General features: G+C 39.0%; 18 protein-coding genes. 4 read left to right on the forward strand and 14 right to left on the reverse strand.

Annotation, left to right across the window (positions count from 1 at the left end; translation table 11 throughout):
* Positions 1-180: 180 nt before the first annotated feature.
* Complete coding sequence (locus tag QT16_RS06275; RefSeq protein ID WP_039487201.1) at positions 181-2,100, forward strand: alpha/beta hydrolase family protein; 1,920 nt, start codon at positions 181-183, stop codon at positions 2,098-2,100.
* Positions 2,101-2,319: 219 nt separating this feature from the next.
* Here the strand turns inward: QT16_RS06275 and QT16_RS06280 are convergent, their stop codons facing one another.
* Complete coding sequence (locus QT16_RS06280; protein WP_039487203.1) at positions 2,320-3,618, reverse strand: methyl-accepting chemotaxis protein; 1,299 nt, start codon at positions 3,616-3,618, stop codon at positions 2,320-2,322.
* Between the two features lie 360 nt (positions 3,619-3,978).
* On the opposite strand from QT16_RS06280, the gene QT16_RS06285 reads away from it, so the two are divergent.
* Positions 3,979-5,184, forward strand: a complete 1,206-nt coding sequence (locus tag QT16_RS06285) for an MFS transporter (protein WP_039487205.1) — start codon at positions 3,979-3,981, stop codon at positions 5,182-5,184.
* A gap of 63 nt (positions 5,185-5,247) precedes the next feature.
* Here QT16_RS06285 and QT16_RS06290 read toward each other — a convergent pair whose 3' ends face one another.
* The 4 genes from QT16_RS06290 to QT16_RS06305 all read right to left on the reverse strand — a co-directional run bounded on the left by QT16_RS06290 (position 5,248) and on the right by QT16_RS06305 (position 10,515).
* Positions 5,248-6,294: an NAD(P)-dependent alcohol dehydrogenase gene (locus tag QT16_RS06290; RefSeq protein WP_002958143.1), complete on the reverse strand. Its 1,047-nt coding sequence runs from the start codon at positions 6,292-6,294 to the stop codon at positions 5,248-5,250.
* Positions 6,295-6,437: 143 nt separating this feature from the next.
* Complete coding sequence (locus QT16_RS06295; protein WP_039487207.1) at positions 6,438-7,151, reverse strand: DUF1499 domain-containing protein; 714 nt, start codon at positions 7,149-7,151, stop codon at positions 6,438-6,440.
* 106 nt (positions 7,152-7,257) lie between these two features.
* A complete protein-coding gene (locus QT16_RS06300) occupies positions 7,258-8,598 on the reverse strand; it encodes a DUF1501 domain-containing protein (protein ID WP_039487210.1) in 1,341 nt (446 codons plus the stop codon).
* A gap of 9 nt (positions 8,599-8,607) precedes the next feature.
* A complete protein-coding gene (locus tag QT16_RS06305; protein WP_039487212.1) occupies positions 8,608-10,515 on the reverse strand; it encodes a DUF1800 domain-containing protein in 1,908 nt (635 codons plus the stop codon).
* A gap of 170 nt (positions 10,516-10,685) precedes the next feature.
* On the opposite strand from QT16_RS06305, the gene QT16_RS06310 reads away from it, so the two are divergent.
* A complete protein-coding gene (locus QT16_RS06310; RefSeq protein ID WP_002958138.1) occupies positions 10,686-10,901 on the forward strand; it encodes a hypothetical protein in 216 nt (71 codons plus the stop codon).
* A 49-nt stretch (positions 10,902-10,950) separates the two neighbouring features.
* Here the strand turns inward: QT16_RS06310 and QT16_RS06315 are convergent, their stop codons facing one another.
* From QT16_RS06315 to hrpB, 4 genes are all read right to left on the reverse strand, one after another.
* The gene (locus QT16_RS06315; protein ID WP_234047856.1) at positions 10,951-12,516 is read right to left on the reverse strand and encodes a diguanylate cyclase domain-containing protein; all 1,566 of its coding nucleotides are present in this window, start codon (positions 12,514-12,516) and stop codon (positions 10,951-10,953) included.
* A 395-nt stretch (positions 12,517-12,911) separates the two neighbouring features.
* Complete coding sequence (locus tag QT16_RS06320; protein ID WP_039487214.1) at positions 12,912-13,256, reverse strand: hypothetical protein; 345 nt, start codon at positions 13,254-13,256, stop codon at positions 12,912-12,914.
* 15 nt (positions 13,257-13,271) lie between these two features.
* Positions 13,272-13,736, reverse strand: coding sequence for a nuclear transport factor 2-like protein (locus QT16_RS06325; protein WP_039487217.1), 465 nt, complete (start codon positions 13,734-13,736; stop codon positions 13,272-13,274).
* A gap of 91 nt (positions 13,737-13,827) precedes the next feature.
* Positions 13,828-16,254, reverse strand: coding sequence for an ATP-dependent helicase HrpB (gene hrpB / locus QT16_RS06330; protein WP_039487219.1), 2,427 nt, complete (start codon positions 16,252-16,254; stop codon positions 13,828-13,830).
* Between the two features lie 285 nt (positions 16,255-16,539).
* Here hrpB and QT16_RS06335 point away from each other — a divergent pair, with 285 nt between their 5' ends.
* A complete protein-coding gene (locus tag QT16_RS06335) occupies positions 16,540-16,737 on the forward strand; it encodes a CsbD family protein (protein WP_002958133.1) in 198 nt (65 codons plus the stop codon).
* A gap of 63 nt (positions 16,738-16,800) precedes the next feature.
* On the opposite strand, the gene QT16_RS06340 is transcribed toward QT16_RS06335, so the two are convergent.
* The 5 genes from QT16_RS06340 to QT16_RS06360 all read right to left on the reverse strand — a co-directional run.
* On the reverse strand, positions 16,801-19,062 hold the full coding sequence (locus QT16_RS06340; protein ID WP_039487222.1) for a xanthine dehydrogenase family protein molybdopterin-binding subunit: 2,262 nt from the start codon (positions 19,060-19,062) through the stop codon (positions 16,801-16,803).
* Positions 19,059-19,556 (reverse strand): (2Fe-2S)-binding protein, encoded by a 498-nt coding sequence (locus QT16_RS06345; RefSeq protein ID WP_002958127.1) that lies wholly within the window; start codon positions 19,554-19,556, stop codon positions 19,059-19,061. The genes QT16_RS06340 and QT16_RS06345 overlap by 4 nt, the downstream gene beginning before the upstream one ends.
* A gap of 187 nt (positions 19,557-19,743) precedes the next feature.
* Positions 19,744-20,499 carry a hypothetical protein gene (locus tag QT16_RS06350; protein WP_039487226.1) on the reverse strand — a complete coding sequence of 252 codons (756 nt, stop codon included), beginning with the start codon at positions 20,497-20,499 and terminating at the stop codon, positions 19,744-19,746.
* 318 nt (positions 20,500-20,817) lie between these two features.
* Complete coding sequence (locus QT16_RS06355; protein WP_039487230.1) at positions 20,818-21,186, reverse strand: hypothetical protein; 369 nt, start codon at positions 21,184-21,186, stop codon at positions 20,818-20,820.
* A gap of 189 nt (positions 21,187-21,375) precedes the next feature.
* Positions 21,376-22,038: IS4 family transposase (locus tag QT16_RS06360; RefSeq protein ID WP_039486445.1), on the reverse strand; the 663-nt coding region annotated here is incomplete at its 5' end.

Consider the following 22,038-nt stretch of genomic DNA (forward strand, 5'->3'; position numbering starts at 1 on the left):
ATTAACTCCCAGAAATACAGCTCACTTTACAATAGCTAAAAGTATTTTATTTATATTTAATTTACAAAGCATTACAATTAAATTCACAAAAAAGAGGAAAAAAGAGGAAAAACACAATAAAATAGAGTTGTTAAATAAAGGTTACTAAAAACACAAGAACACTGTAAAAAAGGAAGTGAAATGTTAACAAGAAGTTTTATAGCTTTGTGCTTAATGATATTAAGCTTTAATTTACATAGTAAAAATACATTAGAAGATTTTTTTGATGTAAGTGGTTATGTTGAAGTGAAAATATCTCCTGGCGGTCAATTTTATTCTATAACTTATAATGAAGACACTGAAGTAAAGCTAGTTATTCTAGAAAAAGATACAGGTAAAACGACTGCCGCATTTTCTTTCGGAGAATATCAAAAAATACAAACGGTTACTTGGCTTAACGACGAAAGATTTATGATGTCAGTCGCCAAAACTGTAGGCTACTTAGATACAAAAGGAAGTCGTCCTTATTACGTTGCAGCTAATTTTGATGGTTCTAACCGCAGAGAAATTTTATTTTCAAACACTTCTTTTATTAATATAATCAGTATATTACCAAACGATAAAGAAAACATTCTAGTCACTAAAGGCCACTATAATGACGATTTTGCAGTAAAAGTTCATAAACTTAATATTTATAACGGGAAAATGGACTATGTAGCAGGTCAGCCAAAAGAAGATGTTTTTGGTATAACTACAGATATTAGTGGTAATCCACGAATAGCATTCAGCTACAAAGAAGATAAAGAACAAGAGCTAGGTAAAGGTGACCTTAAAGCTTATTTTAGAAAGACAGTTAAAAGCGAGTGGCAGTCTTTAGATCTTAAGAAATTAAATTACAATAAAGGCGATCGACTGAATTTTCTAGGAATGAACTTAAAAGGTAATAAAGCTTTTATACTCAATGATTCAGGAAGAAAAACAATTGCAATTTATGCTCTTGATTTAGTCAATGAAGAACTTAGCCTTCTCGCCGCAAACGATAGCGTAAATATTACAGACGCAATTTTTGGGCCTCAAGGTAATGTAATTGGGGTAACTTTTGACCCTGATTACCCTCAATATAAGTACTTTGATTCAAACGATGAAAACGCTATTTATAAAAGCTTAAGCGACACTTTTAAAAACTATAGATTAGAATTCACAAGCCACTCTAAAAGTAAAAACTTAGCTGTTTTTAAAGTAGAAGCAGATACTACTCCAACTACATTTTATTTATATGATATTGAAAAAAAACAAGCATCATTTATTGCTTCAAGCTCACCTGAAATCGATAAAAAAAGTTTATCAACAATGGAACCATTTAAAATTAAAGCTCGTGATGGCGTAGATTTAAGTGGGTATTTAACAATACCAAAAGGGCTTGCAGATAAAAACCTACCTACTATCGTAGTGGCTCATGGCGGCCCTCATGGCCCAAGAGACTTTTGGGGATACAATAAAGAGGTGCAATACATCGCGTCATTAGGTTATGCCGTTATTCAAATAAATTTCAGAGGCTCTGGTGGTTATGGAAATGAATTTGAAAAAAGTGGTTATAAAAAGTGGGGGCGTGAAATGCAAGATGATGTCACAGACGCTACTTACTGGGCAATAAACCAAGGAATAACAGACAAAAACAGAATCTGTATATATGGTGGAAGTTATGGTGGTTATGCCGCATTAATGGGCGTTGTCCGAGAGCCAGATCTTTATAAATGTGCAATTGGCTACGTAGGTGTTTATTCAATACCGGAGATGAAGAAAAGTGGCGATATTCCGACTAGAGAATCTGGCAGAAAATATTTAGATATGGTGCATGGCACCGATTTAGAAGATATGCAAAATCGCTCACCATCTTTCAACGTTGATAAAATAAAAGCAAAGCTGTTTATTGCTCATGGTAAAGATGATGTGAGGGTCCCGATGGAGCAATATGAAGCTTTAACTAATGAACTAGATAGAATAAGTTACCCTTACGAGTCAATGGTTAGAGATGAAGGGCACGGCTATCATAAGCCAAAAAATCGCACCGAGTTTTATACAAGAATGGCTGTTTTTTTTGAAGAGAATTTAAATAAGTAAAATAAATTGGTACCAACTATTTTGTTGGTACCAATTTATTTAATTAAAAGGTCAATTTTGAGATAATAAATTGGGTCAATGATGTAATAAAAAACCTCCTTATTTAGTTGCTCTAGGTAATTACTCTTGCAAACACATGTCAGAATTTTTTAACAAAGTCAGGTTTAGTCTCCCAAGTTCATTAAGTATTACTGTAGATTGGTATAAATAAGATAAGTTCTATACATTTAACTCAGCGACTGTTTGAGAGACAATATCAGCCCCTCGCTCAATCTCTTTAATAACCTCAGATACATTCGCAATAAGCTCTCGGCCTTGCTCTGAAGAGTCTGAAACCGACGTAATTTGCCTTGATATATCATTAGTGAGCTCTTGGTTATTTTTAACAACGGTCGCTATTTCATTAGTTGAACTACTCCTACTGGCTGCAAGTTGCCTTACTTCGTCAGCTACTACAGCAAAACCTCGACCGTATTCACCAGCACGTGCAGCTTCAATAGCAGCATTGAGTGCAAGTAAATTAGTTTGATCAGCAATGCTGCTGATTGTAGAAACAATGGAGCCTATTACAGCTGATTGTTCATTAAGATTTTTAATTAAATCAACTGACTTAAGAACTTGGCTTACAATGGCATCTGAGTTTGCAACAGAGCTTTGTAGTATCTCAGAACCTTTTTTAGCGGTTTGCGCTGTAGCTACCGCCGATTCATACGCGATTGCAGCGGCTTCAGTTACTGCATTATTATTGTGTATACGATCAGTAATATTTGATGCAAACTTAATTATTTTAATTACATTACCTTTGCTATCTAATATTGGGTTATAAGTAGCTTCTAGCCAAATTTCTGAACCGTCGGCAGCAATACGTTTAAATTTTCCTGACTTAAACTGCCCCTGCGCTAATTCATTCCAAAAGTGTGGGTTTTTCTCATAAAACACTTCAGTACAAAACATTTTATGATGTTTACCTACAATATCTTTTAAGCTGTAGCCTACTGTTGCTAAAAAGTTTTGATTTGCGCTTAAAATATTACCTTGTGGGGTAAACTCTATTGTAGCCAATGCTTTATCGAGTGCACTAGCTATCGCTTCTTGTGCCTTTCGTTGTATATAACTAGTCGTAATATCAGAGGCTATTTTAATCACTTTAGTGACTACGCCATGCTCATCTACAGGAAAGTAAGTTGCCTCAAGCCAAAGCTTATCGCCATTAGCTTTGTATCTTAAAAACGATCCTGATTTAGAATCTCCGGTTTTTAATGCTTGCCAAAATTGGCTATATTCGTCTGACTTTGCATATTCAGGTTCGCAAAATATGCGATGGTGCTTGCCAATTATTTGCTCTTTGTTGTAACCAACAGTAGCCAGAAATAACTGATTTGCGTCTAATATTATTCCTTCCGGTGTAAACTCTATATAAGCCACATGCTTGTTAATTGCCGACAAGATAGACTGTTTTTGAATTAATTGAAGCTCCATTTCTTCAATTTTTGCGTTTCTTTTAGAAATACCAAACATATAAAAACCTTAAGGAGTAAATTAGTAAAAACATTAGCAGAATAATGTTAAACAAATATGTAACTATACTGTAAATATAAGCTCTAAATAACCTTTCGGCGAATATTTAACACCTTATAGATGCATGCTTTATAAATAGTTTTTTTATTTTATAAATTTTAAGTAGTATTTTCTTCTAATTAACATTTTAAAAACCTAACAAAAACACTAATTTATGCATGACTCTGTACTTTTTTTAACTTAAAATAGCACTCTCACAGACTACCCTCTCACACCAAAATTTAAGCATACATATAATATTTTCTATTCAGAATTTATTGTGCTGTTTCACTTTTAAAATTAAATCTTAAGGGATCATCTATGACATCAGATGTAACGTCGGCATCTAGTCAACTTAACAGAACCGCTATTTTACTCGTATTAGCACTTGGCACATTTATTTTAGGATTATCTGAGTTTTCGATGATGCCTATGCTGCCACTAATTAGCGAAACATTTGGCTCAACGCCCTCACAAAGTGGTTATGCAATTAGTGCTTACGCCATTGGCGTTGTAGTGGGTGCGCCTATTTTAATGCTTACCACTGCTAATATGAGAAAGCGCAAAGCATTGCTCATTTTTATAAGCTTAATGTTTATCTCAAACGGGTTAAGCGCGATGGCAACATCGCTTGAGCAGCTTGTAATATTTAGATTTTTAAGTGGCTTACCTCATGGTGCATATTTTGGTGCTGCTATTTTATTAGCATCAGATATTGCTCCAAAAGGTAAGCGTGCTAGCTTTATGTCTAAGGTGTTTATGGGTTTAACTGTGGCTACTATTGTTGGCGTGCCTATAGTTACACTTGTAGGTCAAAATTTAAGTTGGCGTTATTGTTTAGCTGGCGCTGCAGTACTGGCCTTTATTGCTTTTGTTTTTGTTTATAAAGTAGTGCCAAATATAGATAACGCTAAGCCTTCTAACTTACTAAATGAGTTTGGCGTACTTAAAAATAAACTGGTTTGGTCCATTTTGGGTATTGTAATTATTGGCTTTGGCGGGGTGTTTTGTATTTATACTTACATTGCCGACACCATATTAGTGGTAACAAAAACAGCCCCGTATACTATTTCTATCGCAATGGTAATGTTTGGTATCGGTTGTACACTCGGTAACTATGTACTGGGTAAAGCTGCCGATAAATCAGCAATTAAAACGACTGGCCTTGCGCTTGTATGTACTATTGTATTTGCCTTTGCATATGTAACGGCAAGCCATAATATTTGGGCTCTTTACGCGGTGATCTTCTTTATTGGTTGCAGTGTGGGCTTGGCTACGCTGATTCAAACGCTTTTAATGGATGTTGCGCCCGAAGGCCACGCTATGATTGGTGCCTTAGTACAGTGCGCATTTAATACTGCCAATGCTATAGGTCCTTGGGTTGGCGGAATTGCAATAGCGCAAGGTGCTGCACCAAATCAAACAGGTTACGTAGCAGCTGCATTGTTTTTAGGTGGTTTGGGTATGTGGCTATTAAGTTACTTACAACTAAACAAACAGCAACCAACAGCGCAAGCAGCTAATTAACTGAGTCCTGGTTAATTTAAAATACAAAAAGAGCCGCTAATTAGCGGCTCTTTTTAGGTGAAATTAAGCGTTTAACGATGCCATATCAATAACAAAACGGTATCGTACGTCAGATTTTTCCATACGCTCGTATGCCGTGTTAATTTCGTCAATGTTGATCATTTCGCACTCAGGTAGCACGTTATTTTCACCACAAAAGTCGAGCATTTGTTGCGTCTGTGCAATGCCACCAATAAGTGAGCCTGCAATACGACGGCGACCCATTAACAGTGGCACCGTGCTTAGCTCATCTACAGGGCCAACTTGGCCAACAATAACTAATGTACCATCTACATCAAGTAGCGGTGTGTAAATAGATAAATCATGTTTTACAGGGACTGTATCTATAATGACGTCAAAGGCAGATTGCGAGTCTTTCATTTCGTCATCATTAGATGACACTAAATAGTGCTGAGCACCCAATTTAACCGCATCATCTTTTTTAGACTCACTACGACCAATTACCGTAACGCTTGCGCCCATTGCAACTGCATTTTTAACGGCCATGTGACCAAGCCCGCCTAGACCAACAACACCAACACGGCTACCTTTTTTTACGCCCCACTTATGAAGTGGCGAATACGTAGTAATACCTGCACAAAGTAGCGGTGCAACGCGAGAAAGGTCTAAATTTTCTGGTACAGAAAGTACAAACTCTTCGCGTACAACAACATGTTTAGAATACCCACCTTGGGTCATTTCACCACTAACGCGGTCTTTGCCTGCGTAAGTACCAACCATGCCTTCGCGGCAAAATTGTTCTTCGTCGTTATCACATTGATCGCAACTTTGGCACGAATCAACCATACAACCCACAGCAACTGTGTCGCCTTGCTTATATTTTTTAACGTCGCTACCTACCGACATAACTTTACCAACAATTTCGTGCCCAGGTACTAGCGGATAGTCACTGCCACCCCAATCATTTCGTACGGCGTGTAAATCTGAATGGCACACACCACAGTATAAAATTTCAATTTCTACATCGTTATTTCGTAAATCGCGGCGCTCAAAAGAAAACTCTGTCAATTCAGAACCTTGGCTTTTTGCTGCATATCCTACTGTTTTCATAATAACTCCATAGTGGTTAAAAATTTAAATCATCAACAGCATAGTCCATAGCCCGTGAATAGAACCTGACAATATAAAATAGGCACAAAAAAAGCCCAAACAGTGTTTGAGCTCAATCGTTAGTACTAGGGCACTAAATTTAATTATTTTGCAAGTAAGCTGTTTAGTTCATTAATAATTGAATGAATGCGCTCTGCATTTTTTCCTAAATCACTACGCCCTACTCGCGATTTACTACGAATATCAACAAAACGTTGGCTGCCTTCATCTTTAATACGAATTACCACATCGTCTTTAAAACCAAACCATGTGGTTGTATCAGTAGCTTCTACAATACCTGTAGCCGTGTTTGCACTTACCACTGCAAAGCCAAGATTTTTAACTGCTTGTTCGCTTGCTGCCATCAAATCGGCTTTAGATTGTGCAAAGCTTAACGTTGCCAGTTCAGGGTATGCTTTGCGTTGCTGTACTGCCGTTTCTTCACCCGCGTACTCTACTGGGTTTGGTGCTTCAGCACGCAGTGGCGCAATTGCTACAAATTTTGGTGGGTTAACTAAATCTGTTGAAATATCATGAATTGCCGGTACGCTTTTAGCTTTGTTCATCATGTTAAGTGGCATAGCAATAGCCACAACCGAAAACACAAGCGCAATAACACCATTGCTTAGCGTTAACGTTTTACGCATAAATAACGCTTGTACTATAAGTAGCACCAATGCAGCGCCACCAGCGTAAACACCAAATTTAAAACCAGCAAACGCAGTTCCTAGCTCTACAATACCAAATTTATACAAAGGCCCTGGCAGTATGACGAGTAAAAAAGCGATTAGACTAACTAAGCTCACTAAAACTTTCATTTTATGATTCCTATATTGTGTGATTTTTATTATTAAAACAATTAAGCACTATTAACCAGTAGCTTATACTACTAACAAGTGCTTTTAGATTACTATTAGCGACTAATTACACAAAAAAGTCCAATGTTGTGTGATCAAAGTTACTCAAGTTTGGAAAAATATCAACAAGCTCAGAGCTTGGCACACCAAACCACTGAGCCAGTGTGGCAAAGTACTGCTCATTAGCAACACTTGGAATTAAACGCCCGCCACCGGTATCTTGTGGGCCATCCAAATGTTGAGTTAATAGCTCGCCACATATATTGCCGCCTTTTACTGCGCCGCCCATTACTATTTGGTTCCCTGCCCAACCATGATCAGTGCCATCGCCATTTGAGGTCAACGTGCGACCAAAATCAGACATAGTAAACGTAGTCACTTTATCAGCCATATCAAGCTCTTTCATTGCACTATCAAATTCACTTAAGCCTTGAGCTAACGTATTTAATAAAGCAGGGTGCGTTGTTAATTGGTTGTCGTGGGTATCATACCCCCCCATAGAAACAAAAAACACTTGGCGCTGAGTACTCAATTTTGCCTGTACGCTAATTGTTTTAGCGACTGCGGCAAATTGCTCACTAAGGCTATTATCGCTAAATGGGGTAATAAGTGCAGGCGCGCTTTCTAACACGCTGTTCATTGCTTGAGTGTTATTTATCGCACTTGTTAAGCCATTGGCATAAGCTGTACTTAACGGATGGCTCGTATTGCTTAGTAAGCGGTTCATAATAGCGGTTACGTGCTCGCTACGAGGTTGATACCCTCCAAACGCGTTAATACTACTAATGCCGCTTTTGTTAAGCGCAAATGCATTGCTAGCACTTCCCGTTTGCCATAAATTAGTACCGTCGAGTGATACATTAGCTGCAAACTCATCTTGTAACTCTAAACGCTCTAAAAGTCGTGCGCCCCACCCGCTATTAAGTGATTGCTTTTCTCGACCATACATCCACGCAGCTTGCTGATCGTTATGCGAAAACAAATGCTTAGGCAAACCTATTGTTTTATTTTTATAGTCATTCAATGTTGTGGGAGCGAGTAAAGTACCTACCCCGCCTATAAATGCTAAATTTTGAGATTCAAACACATTTTGTATCGGTTCAAGTGAAGGATGAATACCGACGCCACCGGCAAACTGGCTTTTAATGCTTAGCTCAAGTGGGCTCTCTACCGCTAGGTTTTGCCTACTTTGCTCGTACAAATTCCGTTGCTCGCCTTCAAGCGGAACGAGCATATTTAACGAATCATTCCCCCCGTATAAATACACACACACTAATGCTTTATAATCACCTAACTCAACGGCATTAGTCGCTCCAGTTAATGCTTGTAATTGCAGGCTCGTTAACGCGGCAGCCGATACGCTGCCTTTTACACATAACGACAAAAACTCTCTTCTATTAATGCTCATTATGCGCTCCTAATACTGCACGTTAAATTCAGGTGAAATAGCAATCATATATAGTAAATACGAAACCCGTTCACGGTATTGCTCTTCATTAAAGTAGGCATCTAAATCAAGTAATGCTTGGCGTGTGTCACTGCTCATTGCGCCTGCAAAATATAGCGTGTTGTACTGAGTTAATAGCGCGCTAACACCGTTTTTCTCTAACACATTCATGTCGTCTTGAATGTAAACATAAATACCATTTGAATTTAAATCACTGTGTGCTTCAGCGGTACTCCACACTAAACTTGCGTAAAGCGCATTCATGGTGCCAATCAGTGTTGCATCGTTTGCTATTTGTAACTCTGGCGCAACAATACCTTCATTTCGCAAAGCTGCGGTTTGATAATCAGGCCTAAAAAAGTTAAATACCGAAGCCGACTGCATGGGTCCTTGCCCGTAGCTATTTATTAAATTCCATGTTTTATAGTAACCAGCCAAAGATTTAGCATCGAGATTTCGCCAAAACTGTACGGTTTTTAAAATAGGCTCTTTAATTTTACCTTGATAGTTAAGCACTGAGCCAAAGTGGCGCGCTTCATCATCTAAATATATAGCCTTTACTACAGCCGCTAAATCGCCGCGTACACCAGCGCCGTTATCAATAAATATATTAGCTACTCGTTCAACGTATTGGGGGGTTGGATTTGAGGTAATTAATCGCTGAATAAGTTGCTTAGTAATAAATGGCGCAACATTTTGATGGTTAAATAAATTATCGAGCGCTATTTGCAATGACTCTTCTGCTGCGTAACCTTGCGGTATAACCTCGCCTTTTAGTAAGGTTTTTTGTTTACTAGAATGGTACTCGTCAAATGCTTCCATTGGCTTAATATAGTCACGACTTTTACGCTTAAATGTTTCACTATCGGCAAACGTCCAACCAGTAAATACGCGTGCAAAACCCTCTATTTCGACCTGCCCGTAAGTGGCAATGGTATTACCTTGTGCATCAAGCTTGGCGCTGCCATCTAGGTTTAGCTCTTCAAGGCCAATAGTAAATAGCTGCATTACTTCACGTGCGTAATTTTCGTCTGGGCGAATATTAAGTGTATCGTCTGCTTTTTCGTTACCCAAATGGCTTAAGTAAGTTCCCATAATAGGCGAAAGCGTGACATCTTCGAGTAAGTCACGATAATTACCAAAGGCATGCTTTAGTAGCAAATCGTAATAAGTGATCATGCCCTCAGGTTGCCCTCTTAAGGCACTGTTTTCATCCGACACTACTAATATTTCACTTAACGCAAATGCAACACGTTGACGAAGTTGATCGTCACTTTGCATTACTGCCTTCCACCATGCGTCTATGCGGCTTATGTATTTAAAGTCGTCATCGTCATTTAACTTTACTAAATAATCACGGTGATAATTAATAGGTAGCGCTATTTGCTTATCAAGCCATTGCTGCTCGCTTAATCCTTGTGCGTTTTGTATTTCACTAAGCTTAGGTCCCATTGTTGCTTGGTGTAGTAACCGTGCGGCGCTAATGTCATCCATATTATTACGTGCAGTAAAGCTTAGCGTTTTTACACTGCTTGCCCCTTCGTTATCGGTTGCTGTGACCGAAAAAGCGTAATCAACAGGCTTATAACTTTGCGCATTTAGCAGTGTTACTGAAGTAGTTGTTGCCTCTAAAGGCCCACTAATTAGTTCAGGCCCTTGCGTTTGTTGCCACACAACAGATGTAATAGTGCCGTCTTTGTCACTGGCTATTGCTGTTAGCTCAATTGTTTGGCCTTTACTTAATTCACTAGGAATATCAGCGACTGACAAAATGGGGATTTTATTTCCGTTAACGGTTGGCGTATCATCAGAGCCTGAACCACCGCAAGCGCATAGTATAAAAACCGAGCTTGCGATAAGAGCAAATTTATAATGCATGTAAAGTCGTCATCATTTGTTAATTAAAGTACGTTAGTGTGTACCGAGTTTAATGCATTTATTGAAACACAAAATTTACAATTTAACTCTTTATTTTTTGTAACCGAATCATGAACGCCCCATTAATAATGCGCTAGCAGCTGGGGTAAACAGCCAGAGCTTTATTATTTATGAAAACAGAAATTCGCTATTGTTTTGAATCATCACAAGTTGCTAACCGGTTTTTACACGAGCTCAAAGACTGGCCGGTTAACGATGTAAAAACACGACTTTTTAATGGCGGCGATAGTGTAAAAGTGACATACGAATACGACGAAAGTGGTTTTGATTACACTTGCGCCGAACTTGACGACCTAGCACAGAGCCATGGCGGGAAAGAGGTTTGAGCGTTTAATAATAAAAAACAGCTGATGCATCTTTAATAATTGACTTAAATTATATAGATTTGATTGATGTTTTATCTCTACCTGAGTTTTTCGCTTCGTAGAGCATTATGTCGGCTTCTTTAATTAGTGATTGAATAGACACATTATTACCACTTAAGGTTTCTTTTGTAGCAAATACACACCCAGCACTAATTGTTAAATATTTACGTACAGGCGACGCTTCATGAGGTAAATTTAACTCCCGAACCGCCAAAAGCAATTGCTGAGATATATTTACAAACTCTTCATAAGAAAGCTCTTTAAAGAATAATATGAACTCTTCGCCGCCATAGCGCGCAACTGTTCCTGTGTTTTGCTTTGCCATTTTTTGTAATTTACCAGCTAGGAGCTGTAAAGCGTTGTCTCCGCCTTGGTGACCATAAAAATCGTTATAATTTTTAAAGTGATCTACATCAAGTAATATTACTCCAAAGGCATTTTGTTGCTGTTGAGCCTGCTCCCACTGAGCCGCTATAATTTCATCAAAGGCACGCCTGTTGTAAATTTGGGTTAACCCATCAATTTTACTTATTTTTTCGAGCTTAGAATTTTGCTCTTTTACTTGTTTAATTAACGCATTAAAACCGCTAATTAAAACGCGCATTTCTAAAAATTGATTAGTGAACCTCAAAGGCTGTAAATCGTTTTTAACCAACATTGAATTAATAGCGGACGCACCACTAATAAGCGGTTCAATAAAATAACGATTTACAATATAAAAACCTAATAATGACATTACAAAAAACATTAACAAAATAAGCTTTAAATAATGATCAAATAAAACTGGCAGTGTTTGGTGATGGTGCTTAATGTTCAAAGCAAGCAATGGCTTACCATTTACATCTAGAATCACCCTCTTCCTTTGAGTGGCAATGTCCTCTTCTTGGAGGCTCCCTTTAAGCGTCGCAATATCGTTTAAAGAACTACCGTGTGCTATTTGTGTATAGCTAAGCTCCACTTGTGCAATTTCCGCTAAGGATTTGATCAACGACGGTCTTACTTTTTTTATAAAAACAATACTACCAACAGGCTCACCTGTTTTATCTGTTCGCTTTATTACATGCGATGCAAACATAACAGGGCCGCCCGCTGTTTGTAAAAAACCAGAATGGCTTAAACTATTGTCGTCATTAGCAGCTTTTGGATTAGGAATAATTGCGCGGTTTAATTTATTAACCTGTAAATCTAAATCAGGCGCATCAAACTCCGTATGCTTCATATAATCATACGCTTGTCCGTACACCATATTAAAGTTTACATCGTAGATAAACACACCATCAATTTTGAGAGAATAGAAGGTATCCCCTACAAAGTTTGAATCTACATATTCTGCGTCAAAATCTGCCATATAATTATAGGTATCATCCCATACGGCGTAGTCATAATTGAGTGTTTCTAAAAATATAAACTCTTTATCAAGCGCAATTTTAAGACTCAGTAATTCACGATTTTGATAATCTTCAATACTAGTGTTTATAGTCGGCAGGCTAAAAAAATAGCGATACCCAACTAATAAACTTGTTACAAAGCACATTAAAATTAAAGTACCTATTATTACAAAAAATCTTAATGTCATAGTCTCTATCTAATCGTGTAGAATTAAGTCAAAGTAGCTTACGTTTTATGTTTTAGACTTCTGCATCTAAATTATAAATAATTAGCTTCTTACTAAAGCGTAGTATAAATTCATGAGCAGGAATAAACAAAGCTTACTATTAAGTTTTATAGCGTTAAAACTTTAGCACTTTCAATAATATATTTAATATAGACATAAAATCATACCAATTCGCTTAATTAAGTGGTCTATTTTGAGGGCAGAAAAACGTGTTGATAGCTAGGCAAAAAATTCGCTATTTAGTTGTTCTAAATGAGCATTTTTTAACGCAGGTAGCGACACGTTTAGCCCTGCAAAATGATTAAGTATTATTGCGAATTGGTATTACACATTTAATGTAATACAAAAAGCTGGAACTATTTCGCTACCGAAACTTCCACTTTCGATGAAGATGTACTCGCAAGCTCCAGTACTTCATAATAATTTAAGCCATCAATTTTTTTACCAACAATAAAGTAATTCATTTCATTCATCATGGTTGGGTCGCCTAAAACATCTTCTGCGCTTTGCACATCAGAAAATTGAATTGTAATTAAGGCGCCTATAAAGCGCATTACATCTTGAGATTTTAATGTCTTTAAAACTTTATTAACTCCGGCCTGAGTTGACTCAGGTGTAGAACCATCAAATCTAAAATCACTTTTTGTACTAGCGCATGCACTAAGCATTAATATTGATAGTGCGATAAGTAAATGTTTCATATATATCCTTATTTGTTATTTGTGATACTTGCGGATCATCGCCACTTTACCGTTTTCAACTTCTATTACTTCCATCATTGTGGAGGTGTATTCTATTGGCTGCTTACTTTGCGGGTGAATGCCCTTTGCATAACTCTTATAACGAATAGCAAAGCCCGTATCATTAAACACAAATGTATTAAGCAGTGTGCTTTCAAACAACGTGTGTGCACCTAAGTAAAAACTCATACCTTTGCGCATCTGCTTTTTACCATCAGGAATACGTGAGTCATCCGGTTGATACGGAATGTGCTGATTGCCAATATCATCGGTTAACAATGCAAGGTAAGCCTCAAGCTCTTTAGCACCTGCGTTAGGTGCTTGTGTGGCGGTCATTGTTTTATAGTACTGCTGCGCAAACGCATTTAAGTCGAGTGGCTTTTCAGCATACGCCGAAAAAGCAGTTACTAAAGCCAAACCTAACGTTAAAAGTAGCTTCATTGACTATTCCCTGTAGCTAAAAATATTTTATAGGTACATTACCTTAGTAAGTTCAATAATCAAACAAAATCAGTTTTAAGTGAATTAACATCTACATTTTGCTTTTCACTCTGTTGGTTGCAACGCTATTAGCGGGGTCGTCTGGCCAAAAGTGCTTAGGGTAGCGACCTTTCATTTCCTTTTGCACATCGCGGTAACTGCTAGCCCAAAAGTGGGCTAAATCTTGAGTAAGTTGCAATGAACGTTTACCTGGCGATAGCAGCTCCATAAGCAATGGCAATTTACCGTTGGCAAGCATAGGCGTACTGGTCAAGCCGTAAACTTCTTGCATACGCACGCTTAGCTTTGCGGGGCGATCAAGCTGGTATTCTATTTTTATATTTGAGCCACTTGGCACCGTTAAGCGCAGTGGTAACAAAGCTTTTAACGTGGTTTGTTGTTGCCAATCAAAGCAGTTTTGTAATGCTTCAAAGTAGTTAAACTTTTTAAGCTGCGTGAGCGTTTTAATATCTTCTAAAAACACGCCTAGCCACTGCGCTGCATTTTGAATAAGTTGTTGCTCGTTTATTTGCGGGAATTTATCGGGCATTAAATTACTTGCTAGGCTCATACGTATCAGCAATTGCTGCGCATCAGGTTGCTCGTTAAATAATGCAAAACCGTGTTTAGCAAATAAGTTTAGCCACGCTTTAGCGCGCTCGCCCTTATCTAGTTTTTGTTTACTAGGCTGGCTGCTGAGCGTTATAGCCCCGAGCTTTACTTCATCTTGATGAATAAAGCGTGCTGATTTTTCATCAAACTCACAACGAGTAAGTTCACTAAATAAATGCGGTAAAAATTCTTGTAACTCAAATGGGTTAAGCGCGGTGGCTGCAAATATACGCCCTCCTTTGTGCCCGCCCATGGTTGCTATAGCTAAGTAATCGTCGTTGTGCCAGTAATCTGCATTTAACTCAGCACCTGCACCATTGGCAAGTAGGTAACCATTACCGCGTTTTTTAGCAATACGATCGGGGTATGCCAATGCCACCAGCAAACTTATATAATGCGTATTTAATTCGCTGTTTTCGTCTTTTACTTTTAAGCGGCTTTGCCAATACTTTAACTGTTGTTTAAATACCGGATGCGGACGTTGCTGTTGGCTATGTAGCGCTAAACTCAACTCGTTTGCGCTATTTACTCGGCTCTCAAGTAATGCCACTAAATAAATAGCGAGCCTAAAAATACCAGGGAGTTGGTCATCAAGTATTTGTGCTTTCAATAGCATATGCGCCAAACGAATATCAGCACCAAAACCTAACATTTTACTGCCAAGCGGTGTGAGCTTACCTTTGCTATCAATAGCTTCAAGCATATTAAGCAGGTTACTTGCTTGTTCGCATTGCTGCTCAGTGGGCTTATCGAGCAAGGTTAGCTCATCAATACTGGCTCCCCACTGCTTTGCCTCAAGCATAAGCTGGCTTATGTCTGATGTGAGTATTTCGGGATTGTCGTGGCTATTACGTCGCTCAAAGGTTTGCTTTGAGCCAATTCGATAAACAATGCCCGGCTCTATTCGTCCTGCACGCCCTGCACGCTGCACAGCAGACGAGCGCGATATACTTTGTGTTGTGAGCTCAGTAACCCCTGTTTTTAAATTAAAGGTAGCTGCACGGCGCTTACCGCTGTCAATTACAATGCGTATGCCTTCAATAGTTAAACTGGTTTCGGCTACATTGGTGGTTAGCACTACTTTGCGCATGCCGTTTGGTGCAGGAGCAATAGCAGCTTGCTGATTAGCTTTATCTTGCTCGCCAAATAGCGTTGCAACTTGGCAGTTACTGGGTAAATCGCTCAGTGCTTGTTGCACGCGTAGTATTTCAAATTGCCCAGGTAAAAACACCAATACGCTACCTGTTTGCTCATTAAGTGCTTGTTTTATTATGGTAGGAATTGCATCGAGCCAGCGGCTTTCATCTTTTATGGGTATGTATATTTCGTCTATTGGGTAGCTGCGACCGCTTGATTGAATTACAGGGCAGTCAAAAAACGCTGTATAACGCTCAGTATCAAGAGTTGCCGACATAAGCATAATGGTTAAATCTTCACGCAGCGCACTTTGGGTCTCGAGCGCAAAGGCAAGTGAGGTATCGGCTGCAATTGAACGCTCATGAAATTCATCAAATATCAGTAAATCTATATCGCTTAATTCAGGGTCGTTTTGCAGCATGCGCGTTAGCATGCCTTCGGTAACTATTTCGAGGCGCGTATTAGCGCTTACTTTACTCTCGCCCCTAATCCGCAGGCCCACACTTTGCCCAACACTCTCGTTTTGGCATTTTGCTAAATAACTGGCAATATTACGTGCAGCTAAACGGCGAGGCTCTAGCATTACAATACGTTTAAAATGCCCATCACGCATAAGCTGTAGCGGCAACCACGTAGATTTACCCGCACCAGGCGGTGCTTGTAATAACGTAATAGGATTACTTTGTAATGTAGTAACGAGTTGTTGATATATGTCTTGAACCGGCAGCACAGCTATTTACCCTAAATTGCTTTGCGTGAATTGTAACAAAAACCAAAAATAAACGCGCCGCTAAAGCTATGTGGTTATAAAGGATTTAATTAAGGGTTACATAATCAGAAATAATTACAGACCGCTCTGTACATTTTTTAAAGATGTGCTCAAAACATTAATCATTACTGCCTCAATAAAAACATAACACCATGATTATAAATGCAAAATAAAAATTTAACTTATTGGTACACGCCTTGCTCCTTTTATACTGAACGTTAATTAAATCTAAGTAAGGAGAAACTTATGAACAGCGATCGTATGAAAGGTAATTGGAACGAACTTAAAGGTAAGGCTCAACAGAAATGGGGCGATCTTACTGACGACGATTTAGACAAAATTGAAGGTAGCCGTACAGAGCTAGTGGGTAAAATCCAGCAGCAGTATGGTAAATCTAAAGAAGAAGCAGAGCGTGAAGTTGATGAGTTTGAAAAAACTCATTAATCGCTAACTTCTAAAAAAACCGCCATTTTGGCGGTTTTTTTGTTTAAGCTGTAGGTTATTTAGTTACGCTTTTAGCTGGTTACCAATCGGTAACTGCCTAATACGCTTTCCGCACGCTGCAAAAATAGCATTACATAATGCTGGCGCATAAACCGGTGTAGATGGCTCGCCTACCCCTGCTGGTGGTGCATCGCTTTGTACTATTTCAACGTCAACTTCAAGTGGTGAGTCGCTCATACGCGGTACGCGATAATCATGAAAGTTACTTTGCTGCACGCGGCCTTTGTCAAAGGTAATACCATCGCTGATTGCAGTTGTAATCCCATAAATAGAGCCACCTTGGGTTTGATTTTTAACGGTGTCGGTGTTTACAACCGTACCCGCATCAATGGCAACCCACGATTTAATTACGTTTAAATCGCCAGCATCCGACACTTCTACTTCAACTACCGTAGCTACGTAAGTTAAAAAGCTTCTGTGTGCTGCTATGCCTAAACCTCGCCCTTTAGGAAGCTCTCGCCCCCATTTACTCATGTCAGCTACTTTTTCAATAACATGACGCAGTCTGCCAATATCTAAAGGGTAAACCGCTTTATCGCCACCGTAATTATCGTATGTGGCATTTTGCTCTGTTACATCAACAATACGACTCGGACCTATCGTGTCTAGTAAATAGTCTTTTTGGTCGCGACCGGCTTTGTGCGCTGCTTCGCCAATAAATGACTGAATAGCAAAGGCATGAAAAATATTTGATACAGAGCGCATCCAACCAATTCGTGCTTTGGCAGGCGCATCACCGTTTTCTAACTTCATGTTAGGTGTGTTAATTGGGTTATCGGTAAACCCTAAGCGCAGTTCAAAGCTTCCTGGCGTAGTCGCCCCTTCTGAAAAGGTAGAGGTAATTGGTGAAAATGCGGTGCGGTGTAAATAAGATTCTATTGCGCCATTTTTATCTAGCGATGCTTCAATGTGCTGAGCCGAAACCGCATGGTAAAAACCATGTTGTATGTCGTCTTCACGCGTCCATTGCACACGAATAGGTTTGCCTACTTTCATTGAAAGGTAAGCTGCTTCTGCTGAAAAGTCAGGTTTTGACTTACGCCCAAAGCCGCCTCCTAACATGGTAACGTGAACATTAATTTTGCTCTCATCCATGCCAAGCATTGCCGCCACTGTTTTCATATCGGCTTGTGGGTTTTGCGTAGCAGCCCATATATCAACACTATCTTTGTTGTACATAGCTGTTGCACACGGCGGCTCCATTGGTGCTTGAGCAAGATGCGGCGCGTAATAATCAGCTACGAGTTTATTGCTCGATTTAGCCAACACGCCCATGGCATCGCCTTTATCACGTATGTTTGCCTGTGGAGTTTGTACTGTTTTTAGTAATGACTTTTTAAATTCTTTTGAATTGTAATCGCCATTTTTGCCATCATCCCACACTACTTTTAATGTTTTACGCCCTTGCCATGCAGCCCATGTGTTTTTAGCTATAATCGCAATTCCGCCTTTTGGCTGAAACTGCGGCGCGCCTTTTGGTGCAGGTATTTCAATAACATCTATAACGCCGTTTATCGCTTTTGTAGCACTGGCATCAAATGACTTAACAACACCGCCTACCACTGGCGGGCGTTCAATTATAGCCACCAGCGCTTGTGGTTCGCGTACATCGGCTGCAAATATAGCTTTACCTGTTACTAAATCGGCTAAATCTATGTGCGCCATGCCAGTATTAATGTAGCGCCATTCTTTGCGTGCTTTAAGTGTTAGTTTGTCAGCTTCTGGTGGCGTTATTGTAAGCGCTAAGTCGATTAAATCTTTATAAGTAAGCGATTTACCTGAGCTGTGTGTAACAACGTGTTGATTAGCAGTACAGGTTTGTGGGTCAACTTTCCAATACTTAGCGGCAGCGTGCTGCATCATGTAACGCACACTTGCGCCCATTTCACGCAGGCGTTGCATGTTGTAGCGAATACTGCGCGAGCCATCGGTATTTTGATCGCCATATTTAGGGTCGCCCTTACCCTGAATAACAATAACCTTATCCCACGCGGCTTCCATTTCATCGGCAACTATTTGTGCAATCGCGGTGCGAATTTGCTGACCCATTTCAGAACGATGGCAGGTTATTTCAACCATGCCGTCTGGGCGCAGTGCAATAAATAAGTTTGCGCGCTTTGCTTGCTCAGATGGCTGCTCTAACACACCCGCAATCGCTCTTGGCGCACTGCCTACAAAATAAGTACCAAGTACCAATGCACCTATTGCGCTAGTTTTTAAAAACTTACGGCGGTTTAAATCAAAGTATTTGTTATCTTGGTTCATACTTCTTCCCCTTGTTCATTTGGGTCAAAATATTGAACACTCGCCATTGTTTTAGCAGCTGATTTAATTGCTTTATGAATACGCGGGTATGTACCACAACGGCAAATATTTCCCGACATATTACTTACTATTTCATCGTCGGTAGGGGTTGGGTTTGCAGCTAATAAGCTTGCAGCTTGCATCATTTGACCGCACTGGCAAAAACCACACTGCGGTACTTTATGCTCAACCCATGCTTGTTGCACGGGATGGTCGCCCTGCTCGCTTAACCCTTCAATTGTAGTAATTGAAAGACCCGCTACTGCCGCTACAGGTAATACACACGAGCGCTGAGCTACCCCATCAATATGCACGGTACACGCACCGCACTGTGCCATACCACAGCCAAATTTAGGCCCAGTTAAATTCAATTCGTCTCGGAGATACCATAATACTGGCGTTGACGGATCGCCAGAAAACTCATGTTTATTACCATTAATGGTAAGCGTGATCATACTAAACTCCTTGGCAAAGCGCTTTACAGGAGGGTTCCTTGTTGCGCGAGAACTATTTTTAATTACTTACTATTTTATACTTACTACTTTTAGCCTACCACTTAGATCTGTTTTATAAAAATACTAATTATTAGAACGTTTAACTGTTAAAAACAGATCTACATTATCAAGCATACTAAAACATACATTAAAGAGTGCTTATAACATCTTCAAATAGTAATCGCTCATCGTCTTTATAAACTTCAAGCCAACCTGGTGGTGATGTATCGCAGCCAATAATAATAACGTGTAATATGTAACTATAACGTCCATTTTTAAACGTATAATAGTGATTACTGCCACTGCCACTAACCGTTACATCGCCGTTAAATAAAACCATATCAGGCTTGTCCTTTGCTCTTTTATCAATACTCCACACTGCATATCGATAATTATGATCGCCTAAATCATCAACACGAATATGGTAGTTAGCCGTTTTCCAATCGAGTATTGGTTTTTTAAAAGTATTAACACTTGAATGCAGGGATTGCTTATCGTGTTCAATTAAGCGTTTAGCAAGTGCCTGCTCTTTAGCATTTTGGGTATTTACAGCAATAATTTTACCTTCGGTATCTACCCACACCACGCCGTTATTTAGCATAATGCCGCGCCAACCACCGCTTTCCCAATCGGTATCAATGTTTGAACTGGCAATAACTGCTACTAACTCATCATTAAATACTTCATCAAAGCGGTTAATAAACTCAGTTTCATTTTTAATGTCAGGTATGGGGTACTGTCGTTTTAATGGGTAGCTAATAAGTGCAGCAATTGTAGGTTTATCGTGAGCTGCAAAGGCAGTAATAACAGGTAAAACGAACTCGTGATATTTTTGCTCAAGAGCAAATGTGCTAGATGTGAAAAGTAGAGATAGGCACAGTAGAATGTGGCTTAGATATTTCATTTATAGTCCTTCAATTTGGGCTTTTATTATATTTCTAATACTTTGACCTAAAATCTTAGAACATACTTTTCTGCGTCGTAAGACAAGCTCGACAACTCATTTTCTAACTCGTTAACCCTTATAGTTGATAGCATAATTTTTTCACTTTGCTCACTTTGTGCAGTAACTGTTTCGATAGACTGAGCGTATGCCAATGATGTACTTGTAACCTATATAATAAAGCAAAGAATAAATTTCATTGTATTCCTTTAAGTTGTTTAAACTTCATTTAGTTATTAACCAAATTACGCTAATTGTGGTTGAGATAAAAACCAGTATTTAGAGCTTCTCTTTGTTTATTAAAGCTCTTTCTTTGACTGCGGCTTGGCGAATAAAGAACATTATTACGCAGCTTGCAATGTTTCCACCTATTAATAAGCTGAGTATTGCTAAAATAGTTATTTGATTAACTTTTCTCTTGGATACAGCCCATAAATGCCACAAAGCATAACTACAAAGGCCAAGCACTGCCAAAGCTAGCGCTAAGGGATGTACACTTCCCTTTTTGAGAACAATAAAAACCATCCCACCAGCAGCAACAAGTGAAAAAAGACATAGCCCGACCAGATAAAGCTTTACGAAAAAACCCAGAGTCGAAAAGCTAAATTCATGTTTAATTTTGTTTGATTGATTAATTTCTGCAGTCATAATATTCCTTATTGATAAAGTATAAAAAGCTTATCAAATACCATTTGAGGGAGGCCTCAAAATGATTTCCATTTCTTCACTCAATAATTTCATTTAATAAACTTATTGTAAACAAGTAATTACCTAAATTAAAAAAGATATTAGATAGTGCTTTGTAATAAAAAACGAGCCTAATTAGGCTAATGCCAGTCAGTTAAGCTGACTGGCATCTTTCTTTTTATGGGGATACTTAGATGGTTTTGGCTTAACCCATCGGGGATATCTTCTATCCTCTCGTCTAGCTGGAAGCTTAAATAAGACCAGTGTATCGAGTAAGTGCTGCCAGTGTATTGGAATGTTCCCTGGGCTCATTATAGATACTGACGAGAAATACTGAATGACAGCCATCGAACTGCTAGAGAAACTAAGCTGGTTAGGCCATATCCCTGTGACTGTCGCCGCCATCGTCATTATTCTTCGTATTAAATTATAGGCGAGTAACACGGCCCATAGCTCCTGACGCACCATGTCTGGACGCTTACTTCTTAAATGGTATGCGCTATCAAGCATGGTTTGTTTGATTTCTCTAAACCCAAGTTCTATCTCCCAACGATGACAATATAATTCAACAATTTCATTACCTGGATAACGCAATCTATCCGTCATCGAGGTTAATATACGGTAGCTTTTGCCCTTTATTGTTTTGCTGATTAATCTCGCTTTAATCGTTTCAGGAACATCGGGAAAGTTTTTTTGTGCATGCTTTGTGGTTTTCAATTCAATGATATGGTCATTTTTACCCGCGCTGGAGATGATTTCATACTGTAAGTCGGGCCTTGCTGGTATCAGCCAGTGCCTCATCTCCCCAGTTTG

The organism is Pseudoalteromonas distincta (assembly GCF_000814675.1).
GTDB lineage: Bacteria > Pseudomonadota > Gammaproteobacteria > Enterobacterales > Alteromonadaceae > Pseudoalteromonas > Pseudoalteromonas distincta.

Excerpts from the sequence above, each read along its gene's own strand:
- QT16_RS06355 (WP_039487230.1), bottom strand. The coding sequence starts at position 21,186 with ATGACTGCAGAAATTAATCAATCAAACAAAATTAAACATGAATTTAGC.
- QT16_RS06290 (WP_002958143.1), bottom strand. The coding sequence starts at position 6,294 with ATGAAAACAGTAGGATATGCAGCAAAAAGCCAAGGTTCTGAATTGACA.
- QT16_RS06300 (WP_039487210.1), bottom strand. The coding sequence starts at position 8,598 with ATGAGCATTAATAGAAGAGAGTTTTTGTCGTTATGTGTAAAAGGCAGC.
- QT16_RS06275 (WP_039487201.1), top strand. The coding sequence starts at position 181 with ATGTTAACAAGAAGTTTTATAGCTTTGTGCTTAATGATATTAAGCTTT.
- QT16_RS06310 (WP_002958138.1), top strand. The coding sequence starts at position 10,686 with ATGAAAACAGAAATTCGCTATTGTTTTGAATCATCACAAGTTGCTAAC.
- QT16_RS06305 (WP_039487212.1), bottom strand. The coding sequence starts at position 10,515 with ATGCATTATAAATTTGCTCTTATCGCAAGCTCGGTTTTTATACTATGC.
- QT16_RS06335 (WP_002958133.1), top strand. The coding sequence starts at position 16,540 with ATGAACAGCGATCGTATGAAAGGTAATTGGAACGAACTTAAAGGTAAG.
- QT16_RS06315 (WP_234047856.1), bottom strand. The coding sequence starts at position 12,516 with ATGACATTAAGATTTTTTGTAATAATAGGTACTTTAATTTTAATGTGC.
- QT16_RS06345 (WP_002958127.1), bottom strand. The coding sequence starts at position 19,556 with ATGATCACGCTTACCATTAATGGTAATAAACATGAGTTTTCTGGCGAT.
- QT16_RS06350 (WP_039487226.1), bottom strand. The coding sequence starts at position 20,499 with ATGAAATATCTAAGCCACATTCTACTGTGCCTATCTCTACTTTTCACA.
- QT16_RS06285 (WP_039487205.1), top strand. The coding sequence starts at position 3,979 with ATGACATCAGATGTAACGTCGGCATCTAGTCAACTTAACAGAACCGCT.
- QT16_RS06325 (WP_039487217.1), bottom strand. The coding sequence starts at position 13,736 with ATGAAGCTACTTTTAACGTTAGGTTTGGCTTTAGTAACTGCTTTTTCG.
- QT16_RS06280 (WP_039487203.1), bottom strand. The coding sequence starts at position 3,618 with ATGTTTGGTATTTCTAAAAGAAACGCAAAAATTGAAGAAATGGAGCTT.
- QT16_RS06295 (WP_039487207.1), bottom strand. The coding sequence starts at position 7,151 with ATGAAAGTTTTAGTGAGCTTAGTTAGTCTAATCGCTTTTTTACTCGTC.
- QT16_RS06320 (WP_039487214.1), bottom strand. The coding sequence starts at position 13,256 with ATGAAACATTTACTTATCGCACTATCAATATTAATGCTTAGTGCATGC.
- QT16_RS06340 (WP_039487222.1), bottom strand. The coding sequence starts at position 19,062 with ATGAACCAAGATAACAAATACTTTGATTTAAACCGCCGTAAGTTTTTA.